The following is a 15,909-nucleotide window of genomic DNA, read 5'->3' as shown; positions in this document are numbered from 1 at the left end:
GTAGTAGCAACGGGTTCAAGGATGGGAGCAGCCCAATGGCCCAGCAGAGACTCGGTCCGCAACACGAACATTTGCGCGAGCATGCCGTCCACAGCAACGCCTGGCCCTTCGCCGAGGCGCGCGAGGTGCTGAAATCCTTGGCTGGCAGGACGCCGGACAAGGGCTACGTGCTGTTCGAAACCGGCTACGGACCGTCCGGCCTGCCGCACATCGGCACTTTCGGCGAGGTGGCGAGAACGTCCATGGTGCGGCACGCGTTCTCGCTGCTGTCCGACATCCCGACCCGGCTGTTCGCCTTCTCGGACGACATGGACGGCCTGCGCAAGGTACCCGACAACGTCCCCAACCAGGAAATGGTCGCCCGGCATCTGGGCAAGCCGTTGACCGCCATCCCCGATCCCTTCGGCACCCACGAGAGCTTCGGACATCACAACAACGCCCGTTTGCGCTCCTTCCTGGATACCTTCGGCTTCGAGTACGAGTTCCAGAGCGCCACCGAGTGCTACCGCGCCGGACGTTTCGACGCCATGCTGCGCCGGGTGCTGGAACGCTACGACGCGGTGATCGACGTCGTCCTGCCCACGCTGGGGCCGGAACGCCGCGCCACCTACAGCCCCTTCCTGCCCGTCTGCCCCAAGACCGGTCGCGTTCTGCAGGTCCCGGTGGTCGAGCGCGACGTGGCGGCAGGGACCATCGTCTACCGGAACGAGGACGGCTCCACGGTCGAGACCCCGGTCACCGGCGGCGCCTGCAAGCTGCAATGGAAGTGCGACTGGGCCATGCGCTGGGCGGCGCTCGGCGTCGACTACGAGATGTCGGGCAAGGACCTGATCGACTCGGTCAAGCTGTCGGGGCGCATATGCCGCATCCTGGGGGAAAGGCCGCCGGTCGGCTTCACCTACGAACTGTTTCTCGACGACCGGGGAGAGAAGATCTCCAAGTCCAAGGGCAACGGCTTGGCGGTGGAAGAATGGCTGCGCTATGCCCCGCCCGAAAGCCTGGCCCTCTACATGTACAACAAGCCGAAGACCGCCAAGCGGCTGTTCTTCGACGTCATCCCGCGCACCGTGGACGAGTACCTGAGCCATTTGTCCGCCTTCCCCGGTTCCGAGGACGCCAAGCGGCTGGACAATCCGGTCTGGCACATCCATCGCGGCGAGCCGCCCGTGGAGGACAGCCAGTTGAGCTACGGCATCCTGCTCAACCTGGCGTCGGTTTGCCATACCGAGGACAAGGCGGTGCTCTGGCATTTCATTTCGCGGACCCGCCCCGACGCCAGCCCGGCCACCCATCCGATCCTGGACAAGCTGGTGGAATACGCCATCACCTACTATCGGGATTTCGTCAAACCGGCCAAGAAGTACCGGGCGCCCACGGACGACGAGCGCAAGGCGTTGGAGGACCTGGCGGCGTCGTTGCGCGCCCTGCCCGCCGGGGCTTCCGCCGAAGACGCCCAGAACGCCGTCTATGAAGTCGGCAAGGCCCATCCCGGATTCGGCGACCTCAAGGCCTGGTTCCAGGCGCTCTACGAGGTCCTGCTGGGCCAAGCCACGGGGCCGCGCATGGGGTCCTTCATCGCCCTTTACGGCCGCGACGAGACGGTGGCCCTGATCGGCAAGGCCCTGGCCGGCGAGGATCTGGCCGGGACCTGACCTAACGCGCCTGGTGCGCAAAGGCGAAATAGAGTTCGCGCGCCCGCTCGTAAACGGGCCCGATGTTCAGTGCCCGGGCCTCGATCCTGGTGCAGGGTTGGACCTTGGCGTAGTTCCCGGTGGCGAACAGTTCGTCGGCGGTCAGAACCTCGTCGTAGAGGATCGCCCGCTCGATCACCTCGAAACCATCCTTGCGCAGCAGCCGGATGACCCTTTGCCGGGTGATGCCGTTGAGAAATGTCCCGTTGGGCGCCGGGGTATGGACCACTCCGCCGCGCACCAGGAACAGGTTGGTATAGGCGAACTCGGCCACGTTGCCGCAGGGATCGAGGACCACCGCCGTGTCGAAGCCCTTGCCGGCGGCCTCGCGGCCGATGCGCGCGATATTGGGATAGAGGCAGGAGGCCTTGGCCTCGGTCGGAGCCATGTCGCGGGCCGGCCGGCGGAAACTGGACAAGCAGGCGCTGAAGCCGTCGGCGGCGGGCAACGGCGCCTCATGGACCGTGAGAACGAAGCGCGTGGTCGCCGGGTCTGGCCAGACGAACCCCCCTTCGGCGTAAAACATGGGACAGATGTAAAGGTCGGCATCGGCCGCGAAGCGGTGCACGCCGTCCCAGGCGATATCCTCGATCTCGGCCGCCGTCAGCATGGGCATCATGCCCAGGACGTGGGCCGAAGCCACCACCCGGGCGCAATGGAGACGCAGGTCGGGCACCACCCCGTCAAAGGCCCGCGCGCCGTCGAAGACCACCGACGACAGCCAGACCGCATGGTGCCGGGGACCCATGAGCAAGGGATTGCCGTGCCGCCACTGCCCATCCACATAAGCCAGGGTCTTGCCCGCGACTCCCCTCGCCATGATCCGCCTCCCTGTTCCCTGGAGAAGGGACAGGATAGCATCCGAAAGGCAAAACCGGAAAGACCGCTATTGGCTGGCCCAGATGACCCGGGCGATCCAGTCGACTTCGTCCACCGACAGGACGCGGTCTTCGTGGGCGCGGTTGAGCGACAGAAGCTCGATGCGCTTGATCGAACGGCGCAGCAGTTCCTTCACCAGCACTTCGCCCTCGCGGGTCTTGACCACCACCCGGTCACCCTTGCGGATGCTCGCCGAGGGCGCGACGATGACGATGTCGCCGTCGCGAAAGACCGGCTGCATGCTGTCGCCGCTGATCTCCAGGGCGTAGGCGTGCGGGTCGGCCAGATCGGGGAAGGGAATCTCGTCCCAGCCGCCGCCCGCCGGATAGCCGGCGTCGTCGAAATAGCCGGAATTGCCGGCTTGGGCGAAGCCGATCAACGGGATGTTCTTGTAGACCGCCGCACTGTCCGCTTCCCCGATGAAGGAAACGAATTCCCCAAGGGTGGTTTCGGTCGAGGTCAGGATTTTGGCGACACTTTCCGTGCTGGGCCAGCGCAGCTTGCCTTCGCGGGTGATGCGTTTGCTCTTGTTGAAAGTGGTCGGATCGAGGCCGGCGCGGCGGGCCAAGCCGGAGGCGGTAAGGCCCTTTTCCTGGGCCAGCCGGTCGATGGCACGCCAGATTTGCGAGTGCTTGAGCATGGGAACAGGGTCTTACAAATCGGGCGGGGGGTCAGTAGGAACTTTTTGCTACAATCGTCTTGACACATAGAGAACATCGGGTAGATTGATCGTGTTCGCGCGATGTTCCTTAAAAAGGCTGTGGCAGGAGGATATCGATGACTACGTTCCGACATATATATAAGCCGTACTTTGAAATTAGGCAGGAACCCTTTGCCGATGGCGAGGAGGCTTGGTTCTGGTACGCTCGTTGCCAACGGGCACGAAACGAGGGCGCGCGCTTTCGGGATGCAGTCCGCAAGGATTCCCGTCCGTGCGATCCCGACGATATCTACCGCTACGTCATGACCATGGTCCGCGACGGCGATCTCCACCGGGAGCATTTGCGGGTCATGGCCATGTTCGGCCTGAAGGACCGGGCACCGGACGGACGGGAGGAGGAAGAGGCCCGCGAGGCCCGTCTGTGGGATGAGGCCATGGCACGCCTTGACGGCAAGCTACGGGACAAGGGAATGGTCCAGTGATACCGGACAACCCTCGAATCGACTCGCTCGCCCTGGTGGTCTTCGCCGGCCAGGCCGATTTGAAGGGTTTGCGGCTGCTGCGGCCCGGCTTCCGGCACTGCTTCGTGGTTCTGCGACGGCAGGGACACTGGGTCGTCTACAACCCCTTGAGCCACTGGACCGAGATTCAGGTTCTGGCCGACCGGCCGGCGGCGGATCTGGCCTGCTGGTTCGCCGAGAAGGGCTACCGAGTGGTTCCCGCCCCGGCCGGCGAAGCCCCGCGAATTCCAGCCCCTTGGCGACCTTATACCTGCGTCGAGGCGGTAAAGAGAGCGCTGGGTCTCAGGGCCCCCTGGGTCTTCACGCCCTGGCAGTTGTACAAGCGACTCTGCGGGCGGTGACGATTGCTCTAGCGCACGATCAGGCAGGGACAGGGCGCCAACTGGGAAAGCTGGAGCGATACGCTGCCTAGCAGCAGGCCTCTCATCACTCCCAGGCCCCGGCTGCCGAATACAAGAAGATCCGGCCTTTCGCTCGCCGCGATCTCGATGATGGATTCCACGGCATCGCCATGTCCGGCGATGGTGCGGACCTCCGCCATTCCCTCGGCCAGGGCCCGCGTCCGGGCGTGGTTGAGAACGATCTCGGCCAGTTCGTCGTCGAACTCGCGGCTATGGCCGACGTGCTCCCGTGCCCGGTCCAGCCAGCCCGGAACCCCGGTAAGCAGAGGGTGCGGCGGTCCCGCTTCGCCGGCATCGTGTTCACCCCGCCGCCAAGCGTGTAGGGCCGCGGCCATCGCCGGTTCGATGACCATGGCGACGGTCAGCGCCGCACGGAGAGTGTGGGCCAGACGGGCCGCCGTCTCTACGGCCCGATTGCCGGCCTCGGAACCTTCGGTCGCCACCAGGATGGTCTTGAACATCGCCGCTCCCTTTCGTTTTGGGCGCCATTTCTACCGTGGTCCGATGACAGGACAATGACGCTCCGCGCGCCGCCCCATTGTCGCAAAAGCTTCATTTGCCTAAGGAATCCCGCTCGTGACAAAGGGGGCCAGGCTGGAAGCGAGGAGAGTCTCCCCATGACGACCGCCATTCTGCGTAGCGCCATCGAATCCACTCCCGCCGCCACGGCACGCGGCATGCTGGAAAGGCTGTTCACCCTCTGGTTCTCCCGCTTGGTCTATACCCAGATCTGGGAGGACCCGGCGGTCGACCTGACGGCGCTCCGCCTGGAGCCGACTTCGCGGGTGGTGACCATCGCCTCCGGCGGCTGCAACCTGCTCAACTACCTGCTGGCAAATCCGGCCGAGATCGTTGCCGTCGACCTCAACCCCGCCCATCTGGCGCTGACCCGGCTTAAGGTGGCGGCGCTAAGCCACACTCCGGACCACGCAGGGTTCTTCCGCTTCTTCGGGCAGGCCTGCGACCCGGCCAACCGCGACCTCTACTTCTCCACCCTGCGTCCCCATCTGGATGCGGACACCCGTGCGTGGTGGGAGACGCGCACCCTCACCGGACGGCCGCGCATCGACTACTTCTCGTCCGACTTCTATCGCCACGGGCTCCTTGGCGGCTTCATCGGCTTTTTGCATTTCGCCGCCCGCGCCATGGGCCGCAATCCGGCGCACCTGTTGACCGCCGCCGATGTGGAAGAACAGGCCCGCATCTTCGATGCCACCTTCGGTCCGCTGTTCGACAACCCCCTGGTGCGTGCCGTAACCAAGCTGCCGGTGCTGTTCTACCACCTGGGAATCCCGCCGGCCCAGTTCGACGCCATGCATCGGGATGCGGCGGGCGACATGGCGGCGACCATGCGCGAGCGGGTGCGGCGGCTGGCCTGCGACTTTCCCATCGGCGAGAACTATTTCGCCTGGCAGGCCTTCGGCCGCCGCTACGACCACGAAGCCATGCGCGCCGTTCCCGACTACCTGCGCCCCGAGAATTTCGCCCTGCTGCGCGAGCGGGCGGGGCGCATCGATACGCGTCTGGGATCGATGACCGATTTCCTGGCGGCGCAGCCGGTGGCCAGTGTCGACCGGGTGGTGCTGCTGGACGCCCAGGATTGGATGACCCCGGCCCAGATGACCGCGCTGTGGCGCGAGATCGGACGCACGGCCCGGCCCGGCGCGCGGGCGATCTTCCGTACCGCCGGTTCGGCCTCGCCGCTGGAGGCCGCCCTCCCCGCGGAGGTGCTGGCGCCCTGGCACTACGAGGACGGCCTGAGCAAGGCCCTCTTCGCCCAGGATCGCTCGGCCATCTACGGGGGCTTCCATCTCTACGTCCTCAAGTGATCCCATGACGGCCGACGCCTTCGTCCGCATGGACCGGATGTACCGCCATCAGCGGCACATCTACGACTTGACGCGGAAGTACTACCTGTTCGGCCGCGACGATCTGATCCGGACCCTGGACCCGCCCCCGGGCGCCCGCATCCTGGAAATCGGCTGCGGCACCGGGCGCAATCTGGTGGCCCTGGCGCGACGCTATCCCGATGCCCACCTGTTCGGCCTGGACGCATCCGGCGAGATGCTGAAGTCGGCGGCGACGACGGTGGCGGCGGCCGGACTGGAGGCGCGCGTGCGCCTGGCGCGCGGCCTGGCCCAAGACTTCGATTCGCAAGCCGGCTTCGGGGAACCCGGCGGCTTCGACGTCGTGGTGCTTTCCTACGTGCTGTCCATGATCCCCGACTGGCCGGGCGCCGTTCGCCGGGCCATCGAACTGGCCCGGCCGGAAGGGTTGGTCGCCGTAGTCGATTTCGACGACCAGAGGGGCTGGCCCGGGTGGTTCCGCAAGGGCCTTCAGGCTTGGCTGGCCCGCTTCCATGTCACGCCGCAGCCCGAAGCCGTCGGCCATTTCGCCGCCCTGGCCGAAGCCGGGCTCGGGCATTTGCGCATCGACAGGGTGCTGGGCGGCTACGCTTATCGCCTGCGCTTTCGCACCGCTCCCCTCACAGGGACATGAGGAACTTCCAATCCAGGATCTTCCGCAGGTCGCGGCGATCCAGGATGACGTCCAGACGGTCGCCCTCGCGGTCGGCGAAGGCGATCTTGAGGGCGAGGCCCTCCTTGCGGATGTCCACGTCGGTGAAGACCCGTTCCTCGGGGTCAAAGGCGGTATGGAACACGATCTTCGCCTTCACGGACCAACCTCCTTCAGCAACGACGTTGGTCATAGATATTGGAATATTTCAGACAGGCAAGAGGAAACGCGGCAACACATATAAATGTAACATTTCTGTCACCAAGTCGTCATGAAATAATGCGCACCTCGTTCGTGACATACATTCCATTTTTCTATAACAAATTACCTCACCAGTGCCGTATAATCGGCGTTTATCGTTGAAAGAAACCCCGTGGCGGATTGGGGCCACAAAGGAGCAAGGCCATGGACTTTCTGAAGGTCCTCATGCAACGCAATATCCTGATCGGCCTGGCTGTCGGCCTGGGCGTGACGGTTGTGGCGCCCATCGCCCTGCCGATCGCGGTCCGGGTCGGGAAGCCTTTCGCCAAGGCCGCCGTCAAGTCGGTCATCACTCTCTACGAGAAGGGCCGCGAGACCATCGCCGAGATGGGCGAGGTCGCCGAGGATATCGTCGCCGAGGCCCGGGCCGAACTGGCCGAGGAGGTGGTGGCGGAGGAGGCTGCGATCATGGGCGCGACTGCGGCATCCGTCGAGGAAGCGGAAGAGGTCGAACCGGCGCCCAAGCCGCGCAAGCCGGCGCGGCGGCGGGCAGCCCAGGGGGCCTGAGGTGGAACCCGGCTACCTCTGTCACCGTGCCCTGGGCCGGACCCGCGTCCGGATTCCGGAACGGCGGCGCGATTCGGACTATTTCGAGCGCGTCGCCCGCGTCCTGGCCGCCTGTCCCGGCATCGAGGCGGTGGAGGCCAATGCGCTGACGGCCAGTCTTCTGGTCTCTCATGCCGGCGACGTTGAAGCGCTGGCCCGCCTGGCCCGCGACCGGGACCTGTTCGACCTGCGGTCGGGCCCCATCCCCGCCAAGACGCTCACCGACAGCGTGGGAAAGGGCGGGGCGGCGGTTAGCCGAGCGCTCGGCCAATGGACCGGCGGCCAGGCCGATCTGGCGGTCGTCGCCTTCCTGTTCTTCGTCACCTTGGGGGTGGCGCAGGTATTCCGCGGCCGGGTGGCGATTCCAGCCATCACCGCCTTCTGGTACGCCGCGAGCGTCGTTCTGATGTCACGAAAAGCCGGTAAGTAGTTTCCGCGCATCCGCAAGGGGCGGGTGCGATACTGGGCGAGGAGAAGAACCATGAGCGAGCAGGAGAAGCGGCGGCCCAAGGCCGCCCCCGAGGTCGAAGCCATCGACGAAGCTCCCAAGGCCGGCAAGAAGAACGGCGGCAAGGCCGCCGCCGACCTGGACGGCGCCGGAGCGGCGGTGAAGAACGGCATCGTGCGCGGCCTGCGCGGCATCGAGGAGGTCGAGGCCGAGATCGTCTCCCTGGTGCGCAGCACGGTTTCCGGCGCGCTCAGCGTCGGCGGCACGGTGGCCGGCGAGACGGTCGGCGTGGTCCGCCAAGTGGTGGGCGGCGCCCTGGCGGCGGTCGAGGAAGTCGGCACCGGCGCGGTGATGACCACCAAGAGCGTCGCCAAGGGCGTCATCCTGGGGGTCAGCGACGTGGGCGGCGACGTCATCATGGCTTCCAGCGAAGTGGCCCGCGCCGCCGTCAAGGGCGTGGCGGGGGTCGGCGGCGACGTCGGCATCACCGCCAAGCGCGCGGTGGACGGCGTCATCGAGGCCACCGTGGAAATCGGCGGCAACGTGGGCGGCGTCGCCAAGGCGGCGGCCATCGGCGCCATCGAGGCGGCCGGCGCCATCGGGAACACGGCGGTCAACACGGTGCGCGACCTTCTGGTCGGCGTGGCCGGCGGCATGAAGGACGTGCTGACGGCGATCCTGCCTCAGGTGCCCGAAGGCCGGGGCAAGGGCAAGGACGCCGAGTAGCCATCGGGACTCCGGGGGACGGCACCGCCGTCCCCCGGCCTTTTCGCAAGACCCGAGACATCGACCGGCACGCAAGCCGGGTGGGGGAGTTCGTTCCATGGACTGGTGGAGCTACCTCGATTCCCAGGCGGCCGGGACGCTGGCCACCATCGTCGGCGTCAACGTGATGTTGAGCGCCGACAACGGCATCGTCATCGCGCTCGCCTGCCGCGGGCTGCCGCCCGCCTACCGGGTCCGGGCGATGATCGGCGGAGCCGCCCTTGCGGTCGCTCTGCGCATGTTGCTCACCGGATTCGTTGCCGGCTTGCTCGCCCTGCCGCTGATGCGGCTGCTAGGGGGCGCGGCGCTGCTCCACATCGCCACCAAGCTGATGATTCCCAACGGCGACGACGAGGAGGGGGCCGGCGGCGATGACGGCAATGGCGCCCTCTGGGGTGCCGTCCGCACCATCTTCGTCGCCGATCTGGTGATGAGCGCGGACAACGTTCTGGCGGTGGCCGCGGTGGCCGATGGCCATCTGGGACTGATGGCCTTCGGGCTGCTGGTCAGCGCGCCGTTGATCGTCCTGGGCAGCACCGTGCTGATCCGCCTGATAAGCCGCTTTCCCATCCTGGTTGCGGCCGGCGCCGCGATGCTGGGCTTCGTGGCGGCGGAGATGGCGGTTTCCGACAGTTTGGTGGCGCCCCTGCTGGCCGACCCGGACTTCGCCTTCCTGGGGCACGGGCTCCCCGCCCTGGGTGCCGCAGGGGTAGTGGCCGTGGGCTGGCGCCTGCGGACGAACCGGGCGCCCAAGACCGTCGACATCGAAACCGCGAACGCCTGAGAAGGGACCGCCATGCAGAAGATACTGGTCGCCGTGGATGGCTCCAAGTCCGCGAAGAAGGCGGTGGAATTCGCCATCGATCTCGTTCAAGGCGGCAAGAAGGACGCCAAGCTGTACCTCTTGACCGTGCAGCCGCCCATTACCTTCGGCAACATCAAGAAGTTCGTGAAGAAGAAGGCCTTGGAAGGCTACTACGAGGATCAGGGCAAGGACGCACTCAAGGAGGCCAGGGACCTGGCGGAGAAGGAGAAGATCGATTTCAGCGCCCACATCAAGGTCGGGCCGGTAGCGGAGGCCATCGTGGATTTCGCCAAGGACAAGGACTGCGCCCTGATCGTCGTGGGAACCCGCGGCCTGGGCAAGCTGGCCGGCATGCTGGTGGGATCGGTCGCCATGCGGGTAGTCCACCTGAGCGCCGTTCCCGTCGCCTTGGTGAAATAGACGTCATCAAACGGTCACGACCGCCCGCTAGACTCTGTCCCAACGTTCAACCGGACAGGTCCAGATCCCATGGCGAGCTACGTCCATCATGTTCCCGGCCGGCTGCGGGTGCGGCTGGCCTCCGTCAAGCGCAACGAGCGGCGCGCCCGCCGGGTATCCGCCCTGCTCGAGGAGCTGCCGGGGGTCGAGTCGGTGGAGATCAGCACGGTGACCGGCAGCGTCACCGTGGTCTACGACCAAGCCGAGACCGATGCCTCCCATCTGTTCCAGGCACTCCGCCGCGAGGGCCACATGAATTCCGAGATCGCCGCATCGGGCGAGCCCGACAATTGGCAGGATCTTGCCAGCAAGGCCGGCGAGAACTTCGGCAAGTTCATGTTGGGGATGGCCGTCGAGAAGGTCATCGAGCGATCGGCCGTGGCCCTGGTTGCGGCGATCATCTAGGCCTGGCGATCGTCGCGGAAAAAATCGTATCGATAATTCCGAACCCGGAAGATCGCTTCGCCGGAATCCGGGGCTGGCCGGCAGATCCAGCATCCGTGCGTCCACGATATGCCCGGCCACCCCGCACGACGGCCGCTTCGTCCGCAGGGGGGGAAGGCGAGGGGGTAGCCATATCCCGGAACCTTCCGGGAAGGAAGAGGTGGCTAATTGGTCAGAAGGTTGCGAACGCCAGCGACGAAGACGACAAAGCTTTGCGACCGGTTGCCTTCGATGGCGAGATGGGGGGCGATGGCCTTGGCTCCCGACTCCGGATAGTAGGCGGGGACCAGCTTCCGAAGCTCTTCCTTCGCATTGACCAGGCGGTCGGGATCGGCGAACTTCTTCCGCCCCTGATCGCGCGCCAGACGGCCGGTCCCCGGCAACCCCGACCGATCGACGGCGGCAAGGTCGCCCAGAAACCAGGATTCCAGTTCCTGGCATACGATGCGCACCAGGGAACGAGACCGGCGCGGTCCATCGCATAGAGACAGCAGCTTCCCTTTAAGGAGGCTGCAGTCTCCGCCTCCGTTATCGCGCATGACGACGAACAGGGCCTCCGGATTGGCCCAGGCCCGAAGTTTGCGGGGAACGGATTTCTCGAGATCGTTCTTGCCCTGGTGTCCGATAGTCGTGATCTTGACGTCCCTGGGCAGGATGCGGGGAAGAAGCGCATCGAGCACCGCCTTCATCGAAGGTTCCTCGACGAGGCAGACGATCTCCTTCATCGCGGATCGACTCTCCCGAAAAGACCCTGCGACCACAGATAACCCGGCCGATCCCCCTCGCGGATCAGGTTGCGCAAGGTTTCGTCGCCGCTAGCCTTGACGAAGCGCGTATAGCCCGCAACCTTCTCCAGCCAATAAATCGATTCCAGCGGGACCGCATTGAGGAAATCGGGAGAATGGGTGGACACGAAAGCCTGTCCACCTCGTTGGGCGTATTCCTGGAATTCCTCCGCCAGTTCCCGCAGCAGCGACGGGTAGAGTTGGTTCTCGGGTTCCTCGACGCAAAGCAGCGGATGCGGTGCGGGATCATGGAGAAGCACGAGATAGGCGAACATCTTGATCGTACCGTCGGATACCCATCGCGACACGAAGGGATCCTTGAAGCTGCCGTCCTGGAAACGAAGCACGAGCCGGCCGTCTTCCGTCGGCTTGGCTTGAACGTTCACCACGCCCGGAACCCGGCGTTCCATCTTCTTCAGAATCGCATCGAACAGTGGCGGGTACCGTTCGTACAGGAACTGGGCCACCAGGGGCAGGTTGTCCCCCTGGACCGACAGGTGTTCGGCGTACCCATGCGCCGTCGCGCCATGGGCGGCACCGATATGGAAATCGGACAGATGCCAACTTTCGATCAGCGACCGCAGCGAACTCGCCGCCTTGAAGCGCTGGAATTGCCCCAATCCCTTGATGGCCAGAATGTGCGGATCGTCCAGCGACTGGAGTTCGCGATTGAGTTTTTCGTCTGGCTTGTCGAAATCCTCCTCGTTGGAAATCGCGAAGCCCTGACCATTCTGGAAATCCAGGAAATGATAGGGCGAGCCATAGGTGCTGCGTTTGTAGCGCAGCACTTCCCGCCTTACGCAGGGCTGCTTCTGTTCATCCAGTCCGATTTCCAGTCGGTAGGCGACGAGCCGTTCCTTGCCGACCAGCGGCATGCGGAACTTCAGGTCGATCTGGATGGTTTCCTGCTCGGCCCCGCGGGAAATCACTTCCCCGAATCCTCCACGAACCTGCAAGGCCTGGCGGACGTTGTTGGTCAGGGCGTCGCGCAGGAAGCCGAAGACGTCGAAAAACGTCGTCTTGCCGGCACCGTTGGCACCAACCAGGACGCAGAATTGGGGAATATCGGGAATGTCGACATTCCGGAAACACCGATAGTTCCGAACCCTGAGGGCTTCCAGCTTCACCGAAGTGCGGTGCGGGCTGGTCCTGCGCTCGGTTCCGGAAAGGTCGACCATGTCAGTCCAGCTTCCGCACATCCACGATATGCCCGGTCACCGCGGCGGCGGCGGCCATGGCGGGGCTCATCAGGTGGGTGCGCCCGCCGCGGCCCTGGCGGCCCTCGAAGTTGCGGTTCGAGGTGGAGGCGGACCGCTGGCCTGGCTCCAGCCGGTCGGCGTTCATCGCCAGGCACATGGAACAGCCGGCTTCCCGCCATTCGGCGCCGGCCGCAAGGAAGATCTTGTCCAGGCCTTCCGCTTCCGCCTGTTCCTTGACCAGGCCGGAACCCGGAACGATCAGCGCCTGCACCCCGGCGGCCACCTTGCGGCCCTTGAGCACGGCGGCGGCGGCGCGCAGGTCCTCGATGCGCCCGTTGGTGCAGGACCCGATGAACACCACGTCCACGGCGATGTCGGTCAGCGCCTGGCCGGCCGTCAGGCCCATGTAGTCGAGCGCCCGCTGCATGGCACGGCGCTTGGCCTCGTCGCGGGCGGAAGCAGGATCGGGAACCTTGGCCGAAATCGGCAGGGCGTCCTCGGGGCTGGTGCCCCATGTCACGGTGGGTTCCAGGCTGGAGGCGTCGATCACCACGGTGGCGTCGTACCGGGCGCCCTCGTCGCTCTTGAAACCTTGCCACTGCCGGACGGCGGTTTCCCAGGCGGCGCCCTTGGGGGCCCGCGGCTTGCCCTTCAGGTATTCGAAGGTGGTCTCGTCCGGCGCCACCAAGCCAGCCCGCGCCCCGCCCTCGATGGTCAGGTTGCAGAGCGTCATGCGGCCTTCCATGGAAAGCGCGCGCACGGCGTCGCCCGCGTATTCGATCACATGGCCGGTACCGCCGGCGGTACCGATCTTGCCGATGATGGACAGGGCCAGATCCTTGGCGGTGACGCCGGGCGGCAGGGCGCCGTCGACGCGCACCAGCATGTTCTTGGCCGGCTGCTGGATCAGGGTCTGGGTGGCCAGGACGTGTTCGACTTCCGAGGTGCCGATGCCGAAGGCCAGGGCCCCGAAGGCGCCATGGGTCGAGGTATGGGAATCGCCGCAGACCACGGTCATGCCGGGTAGCGTGAATCCCTGTTCCGGGCCGATGATATGGACCACGCCTTGGCGGATGTCCGAAGTGGGGAAGTAGGTGACGCCGAAATCCCTGGCGTTGGCTTCCAGGGTTTCCACCTGGATGCGGGACTCGGGATCGGCGATGCCCTTGCTGCGGTCGGTGGTGGGGACGTTGTGGTCGGCCACCGCCAGCACCGCGTCCGGCCGGTGGATCTTGCGGCCCGCCATGCGCAGGCCCTCGAAGGCCTGCGGACTGGTCACCTCGTGCACCAGGTGGCGGTCGATGTAGAGCAGACAGGTGCCGTCGTCCTGGGTGCTGACCACATGGGCGTCCCAGATCTTGTCGAACAGCGTCTTGGCCATGATACCCTCGTCCCGCCCGCCCGCACCGGCTGGCGCCGGTCGGGCCGGGCCTTCGTGATCGTCGCGCCGATTTCCTACTCGGCGGCCGGAACGGCGGCCGCCGCGTCCGGGGCCTTCACGTAATCGGTCTTTTCGGTGATGCGGGCCGCCTTGCCGGTCCGGCCGCGCAGGTAATAGAGCTTGGCGCGGCGGACGTCGCCCCGGCGCAGCACGTCGATGCTGGCCACGGCGGGGGAATAGAGCGGGAAGACGCGTTCGACGCCCTCGCCATAGGAGATCTTGCGCACCGTGAAGGCCGAATTCAGGCCGCGGTTGGACCGGGCGATGCAGACGCCCTCGAAGGCCTGCAGGCGCTCGCGCTGGCCTTCCACCACCTTCACGTTGACCCGGAGCGTGTCGCCGGGGCCGAACTTCGGCATGGTCTTGCCCTCGGTGAGCTTGGCGATCTGCTCCTGCTCGATCTGCTGAATGATGTTCATGGCTCTTTCCTTACTCTCGACCTTTGGCTTCGACGTAACGGGCCCAGAGGTCGGGCCTTCTCGCCTTTGTGATCTCTTCGGACCGGGCAAGGCGCCAGGCTCCGATCCTTCCGTGGTGGCCCGAGACCAGAACCTCGGGAACCGTCCGCCCGTCCCAGACTTGGGGCCGGGTGTAGTGCGGGTACTCGAGGAGCCCCCGCTCGAAACTTTCCTCGTCCAGCGACGCGTCCTTGCCCATCACGCCCGGCAGCAGCCGGATGCAGGCATCGAGCAGGACCAGCGCCGCCGGCTCGCCGCCCGAGAGCACGAAGTCCCCCAGGCTGATTTCTTCCGCGCCGCGCGCCTCGAGGACCCTTTCGTCGACGCCCTCGAAGCGCCCGCAAAGCAACGCCACCCCCCGGCCGGCCGCCAAGGCCTTCGCCCGCGCCTGATCCAGGGGCCGCCCCCTGGGGGTCAGATAGACCAGGGGCAGGGCCGGATCCTTGTCCAGCGCCGCCCCGACGGCCCGATCGACCACGTCGGCCCGCATCACCATGCCGGGCCCTCCGCCGAAGGGGGTGTCGTCGACGGAGCGGTGTTTATCGCAGGCAAAATCGCGAATGTCCACCGTTTCCAGCGACCAGACGCCGTCTTTCAGCGCCTGCCCCGCCAGCGAGAACCCGAGCGGCCCCGGAAACATTTCCGGGAAGAGGGTCAGCACCCTCGCCTGCCAGGCTTCGCTCATCCGACGTCCCCTTCCGGTTCCGCGGTCTCCAGCAATCCCGGCGGCGGGTCCACCACCATCCGGCCGCCCGCCAGATCCACCACCGGCACCACGGCCTTGGTGAAGGGCAGCATCGCCGTCGGGCCTTGTCCGCCCGTCACTTCCAGGACGGTGCCGGCGCCGAAATCGTGTACCGCCTTGACCGTCCCCAGGCTACCGCCCCCTGCCAGTTCCACTGTCAGTCCGATCAAATCGGCGTGGTAGAACTCGTCCGCGTCCGCGGGCGCCGGGAGGGCCTTGCGCTCCACATGGAGGCTCGTGCCCTTCAACGCCTCGGCGGCGTCGCGGTCGCGGACTCCGTCGACGACGGCGATGACCACGCCCTTGACCACCGACCTGACCTTCAGACGGAAGACCCGCGCTCCGGTGTCGTCGGACAGCGGCCCGTATGCCCCGATGTCGGCCGGGTCGGCGGTAAAGCTCTGGACGCGCAGTTCGCCCCTGAGACCCCGTGCCCCGACGATGACGCCGAGGCGGACCCGGTAGAGCGAGCGCGAGATCCAGCGCGCGAGCCGCGTGCCGATGCGGAAATAGGCGTAGGTCGAAAAGGCCGGCACGATTTCGCGCGCGTAGGCCATGGCCTTGCGGTTCGCGGCCTTGAGCGGGATGTTCTGTTCGCGCGCGTAGGCCTCGACGGCGAACACGACCTCGGGGTCGTGCAGCAGCCGCTCGATGAGCACGCGGCGGCGCGTCATCTTGAAGGACTGCAGTTTGAGGCGCAGTTCGGCGTTGAGGCGCTCGAACGCATGCTCGGCGCGGCGGCGCATGAACCAGCCCGTGAGCGGCCGTACGATCCGGTCGACGATGGCGATGCTCGACAGCACGGCCAGGACGACCAGCGCCCAGCGCGGCATGACGACCGGCAGGCCCAGCCCCTCGATTTCGGCGATCAACCAGGTGCCCA

At 66.1% G+C, this 15,909-nt stretch carries 21 protein-coding genes; 11 read left to right on the top strand and 10 right to left on the bottom strand.

What is annotated here, in order from left to right; translation table 11 throughout:
• Positions 1-35: 35 nt before the first annotated feature.
• Positions 36-1,652, top strand: coding sequence for a lysine--tRNA ligase (locus tag H7841_06550; protein ID MEO5336537.1), 1,617 nt, complete (start codon positions 36-38; stop codon positions 1,650-1,652).
• Between the two features lies 1 nt (position 1,653).
• Here H7841_06550 and H7841_06545 read toward each other — a convergent pair whose 3' ends face one another.
• Entirely contained in the window at positions 1,654-2,511 is an 858-nt protein-coding gene (locus H7841_06545; protein MEO5336536.1) for a branched-chain amino acid aminotransferase, read from the bottom strand.
• A gap of 66 nt (positions 2,512-2,577) precedes the next feature.
• Positions 2,578-3,210, bottom strand: coding sequence for a helix-turn-helix transcriptional regulator (locus H7841_06540; GenBank protein MEO5336535.1), 633 nt, complete (start codon positions 3,208-3,210; stop codon positions 2,578-2,580).
• A gap of 323 nt (positions 3,211-3,533) precedes the next feature.
• On the opposite strand from H7841_06540, the gene H7841_06535 reads away from it, so the two are divergent.
• On the top strand, positions 3,534-3,713 hold the full coding sequence (locus H7841_06535; GenBank protein MEO5336534.1) for a hypothetical protein: 180 nt from the start codon (positions 3,534-3,536) through the stop codon (positions 3,711-3,713).
• Entirely contained in the window at positions 3,710-4,093 is a 384-nt protein-coding gene (locus H7841_06530; protein ID MEO5336533.1) for a hypothetical protein, read from the top strand. The genes H7841_06535 and H7841_06530 overlap by 4 nt, the downstream gene beginning before the upstream one ends.
• A gap of 8 nt (positions 4,094-4,101) precedes the next feature.
• Here the strand turns inward: H7841_06530 and H7841_06525 are convergent, their stop codons facing one another.
• Positions 4,102-4,614, bottom strand: coding sequence for a universal stress protein (locus tag H7841_06525; GenBank protein ID MEO5336532.1), 513 nt, complete (start codon positions 4,612-4,614; stop codon positions 4,102-4,104).
• A gap of 156 nt (positions 4,615-4,770) precedes the next feature.
• Between H7841_06525 and H7841_06520 the strand changes: the two genes are divergently transcribed.
• Positions 4,771-5,982, top strand: a complete 1,212-nt coding sequence (locus H7841_06520; protein MEO5336531.1) for a DUF3419 family protein — start codon at positions 4,771-4,773, stop codon at positions 5,980-5,982.
• Between the two features lie 4 nt (positions 5,983-5,986).
• The gene (locus H7841_06515) at positions 5,987-6,652 is read left to right on the top strand and encodes a class I SAM-dependent methyltransferase (protein ID MEO5336530.1); all 666 of its coding nucleotides are present in this window, start codon (positions 5,987-5,989) and stop codon (positions 6,650-6,652) included.
• Here H7841_06515 and H7841_06510 read toward each other — a convergent pair.
• Entirely contained in the window at positions 6,639-6,830 is a 192-nt protein-coding gene (locus H7841_06510; protein ID MEO5336529.1) for a hypothetical protein, read from the bottom strand. The genes H7841_06515 and H7841_06510 overlap by 14 nt on opposite strands.
• 245 nt (positions 6,831-7,075) lie before the next feature.
• Between H7841_06510 and H7841_06505 the strand changes: the two genes are divergently transcribed.
• The 6 genes from H7841_06505 to H7841_06480 all read left to right on the top strand — a co-directional run bounded on the left by H7841_06505 (position 7,076) and on the right by H7841_06480 (position 10,359).
• On the top strand, positions 7,076-7,438 hold the full coding sequence (locus H7841_06505) for a DUF5132 domain-containing protein (GenBank protein ID MEO5336528.1): 363 nt from the start codon (positions 7,076-7,078) through the stop codon (positions 7,436-7,438).
• A gap of 1 nt (position 7,439) precedes the next feature.
• Positions 7,440-7,907 carry a hypothetical protein gene (locus H7841_06500; protein ID MEO5336527.1) on the top strand — a complete coding sequence of 156 codons (468 nt, stop codon included), beginning with the start codon at positions 7,440-7,442 and terminating at the stop codon, positions 7,905-7,907.
• A 51-nt stretch (positions 7,908-7,958) separates the two neighbouring features.
• Positions 7,959-8,651, top strand: a complete 693-nt coding sequence (locus H7841_06495; protein ID MEO5336526.1) for a hypothetical protein — start codon at positions 7,959-7,961, stop codon at positions 8,649-8,651.
• Between the two features lie 97 nt (positions 8,652-8,748).
• Positions 8,749-9,474: a YjbE family putative metal transport protein gene (locus tag H7841_06490; GenBank protein ID MEO5336525.1), complete on the top strand. Its 726-nt coding sequence runs from the start codon at positions 8,749-8,751 to the stop codon at positions 9,472-9,474.
• A gap of 12 nt (positions 9,475-9,486) precedes the next feature.
• A complete protein-coding gene (locus H7841_06485; protein MEO5336524.1) occupies positions 9,487-9,915 on the top strand; it encodes a universal stress protein in 429 nt (142 codons plus the stop codon).
• 69 nt (positions 9,916-9,984) lie between these two features.
• Entirely contained in the window at positions 9,985-10,359 is a 375-nt protein-coding gene (locus H7841_06480; protein ID MEO5336523.1) for a heavy-metal-associated domain-containing protein, read from the top strand.
• A 203-nt stretch (positions 10,360-10,562) separates the two neighbouring features.
• Here the strand turns inward: H7841_06480 and H7841_06475 are convergent, their stop codons facing one another.
• The 6 genes from H7841_06475 to rimM form a co-directional block, all read right to left on the bottom strand.
• A complete protein-coding gene (locus tag H7841_06475) occupies positions 10,563-11,123 on the bottom strand; it encodes a DUF4276 family protein (GenBank protein MEO5336522.1) in 561 nt (186 codons plus the stop codon).
• Positions 11,120-12,361 (bottom strand): AAA family ATPase, encoded by a 1,242-nt coding sequence (locus H7841_06470; GenBank protein ID MEO5336521.1) that lies wholly within the window; start codon positions 12,359-12,361, stop codon positions 11,120-11,122. The genes H7841_06475 and H7841_06470 overlap by 4 nt, the downstream gene beginning before the upstream one ends.
• Position 12,362: 1 nt before the next feature.
• The gene (leuC, locus tag H7841_06465) at positions 12,363-13,763 is read right to left on the bottom strand and encodes a 3-isopropylmalate dehydratase large subunit (GenBank protein ID MEO5336520.1); all 1,401 of its coding nucleotides are present in this window, start codon (positions 13,761-13,763) and stop codon (positions 12,363-12,365) included.
• Between the two features lie 74 nt (positions 13,764-13,837).
• On the bottom strand, positions 13,838-14,242 hold the full coding sequence (rplS, locus tag H7841_06460) for a 50S ribosomal protein L19 (protein MEO5336519.1): 405 nt from the start codon (positions 14,240-14,242) through the stop codon (positions 13,838-13,840).
• Between the two features lie 10 nt (positions 14,243-14,252).
• On the bottom strand, positions 14,253-14,966 hold the full coding sequence (trmD, locus tag H7841_06455; protein ID MEO5336518.1) for a tRNA (guanosine(37)-N1)-methyltransferase TrmD: 714 nt from the start codon (positions 14,964-14,966) through the stop codon (positions 14,253-14,255).
• Positions 14,963-15,505 (bottom strand): ribosome maturation factor RimM, encoded by a 543-nt coding sequence (gene rimM / locus H7841_06450; GenBank protein ID MEO5336517.1) that lies wholly within the window; start codon positions 15,503-15,505, stop codon positions 14,963-14,965. Before rimM ends, trmD begins: the two co-directional genes overlap by 4 nt.
• Between the last annotated feature and the right edge of the window lie 404 nt (positions 15,506-15,909).

The sequence above is a fragment of the Magnetospirillum sp. WYHS-4 genome, assembly GCA_039908345.1.
Taxonomy (GTDB): Bacteria; Pseudomonadota; Alphaproteobacteria; order Rhodospirillales; family GLO-3; genus JAMOBD01.
The sequence above is the reverse complement of the archived record's forward strand: the minus strand, read 5'-3'. Positions and strand labels throughout refer to the sequence as shown.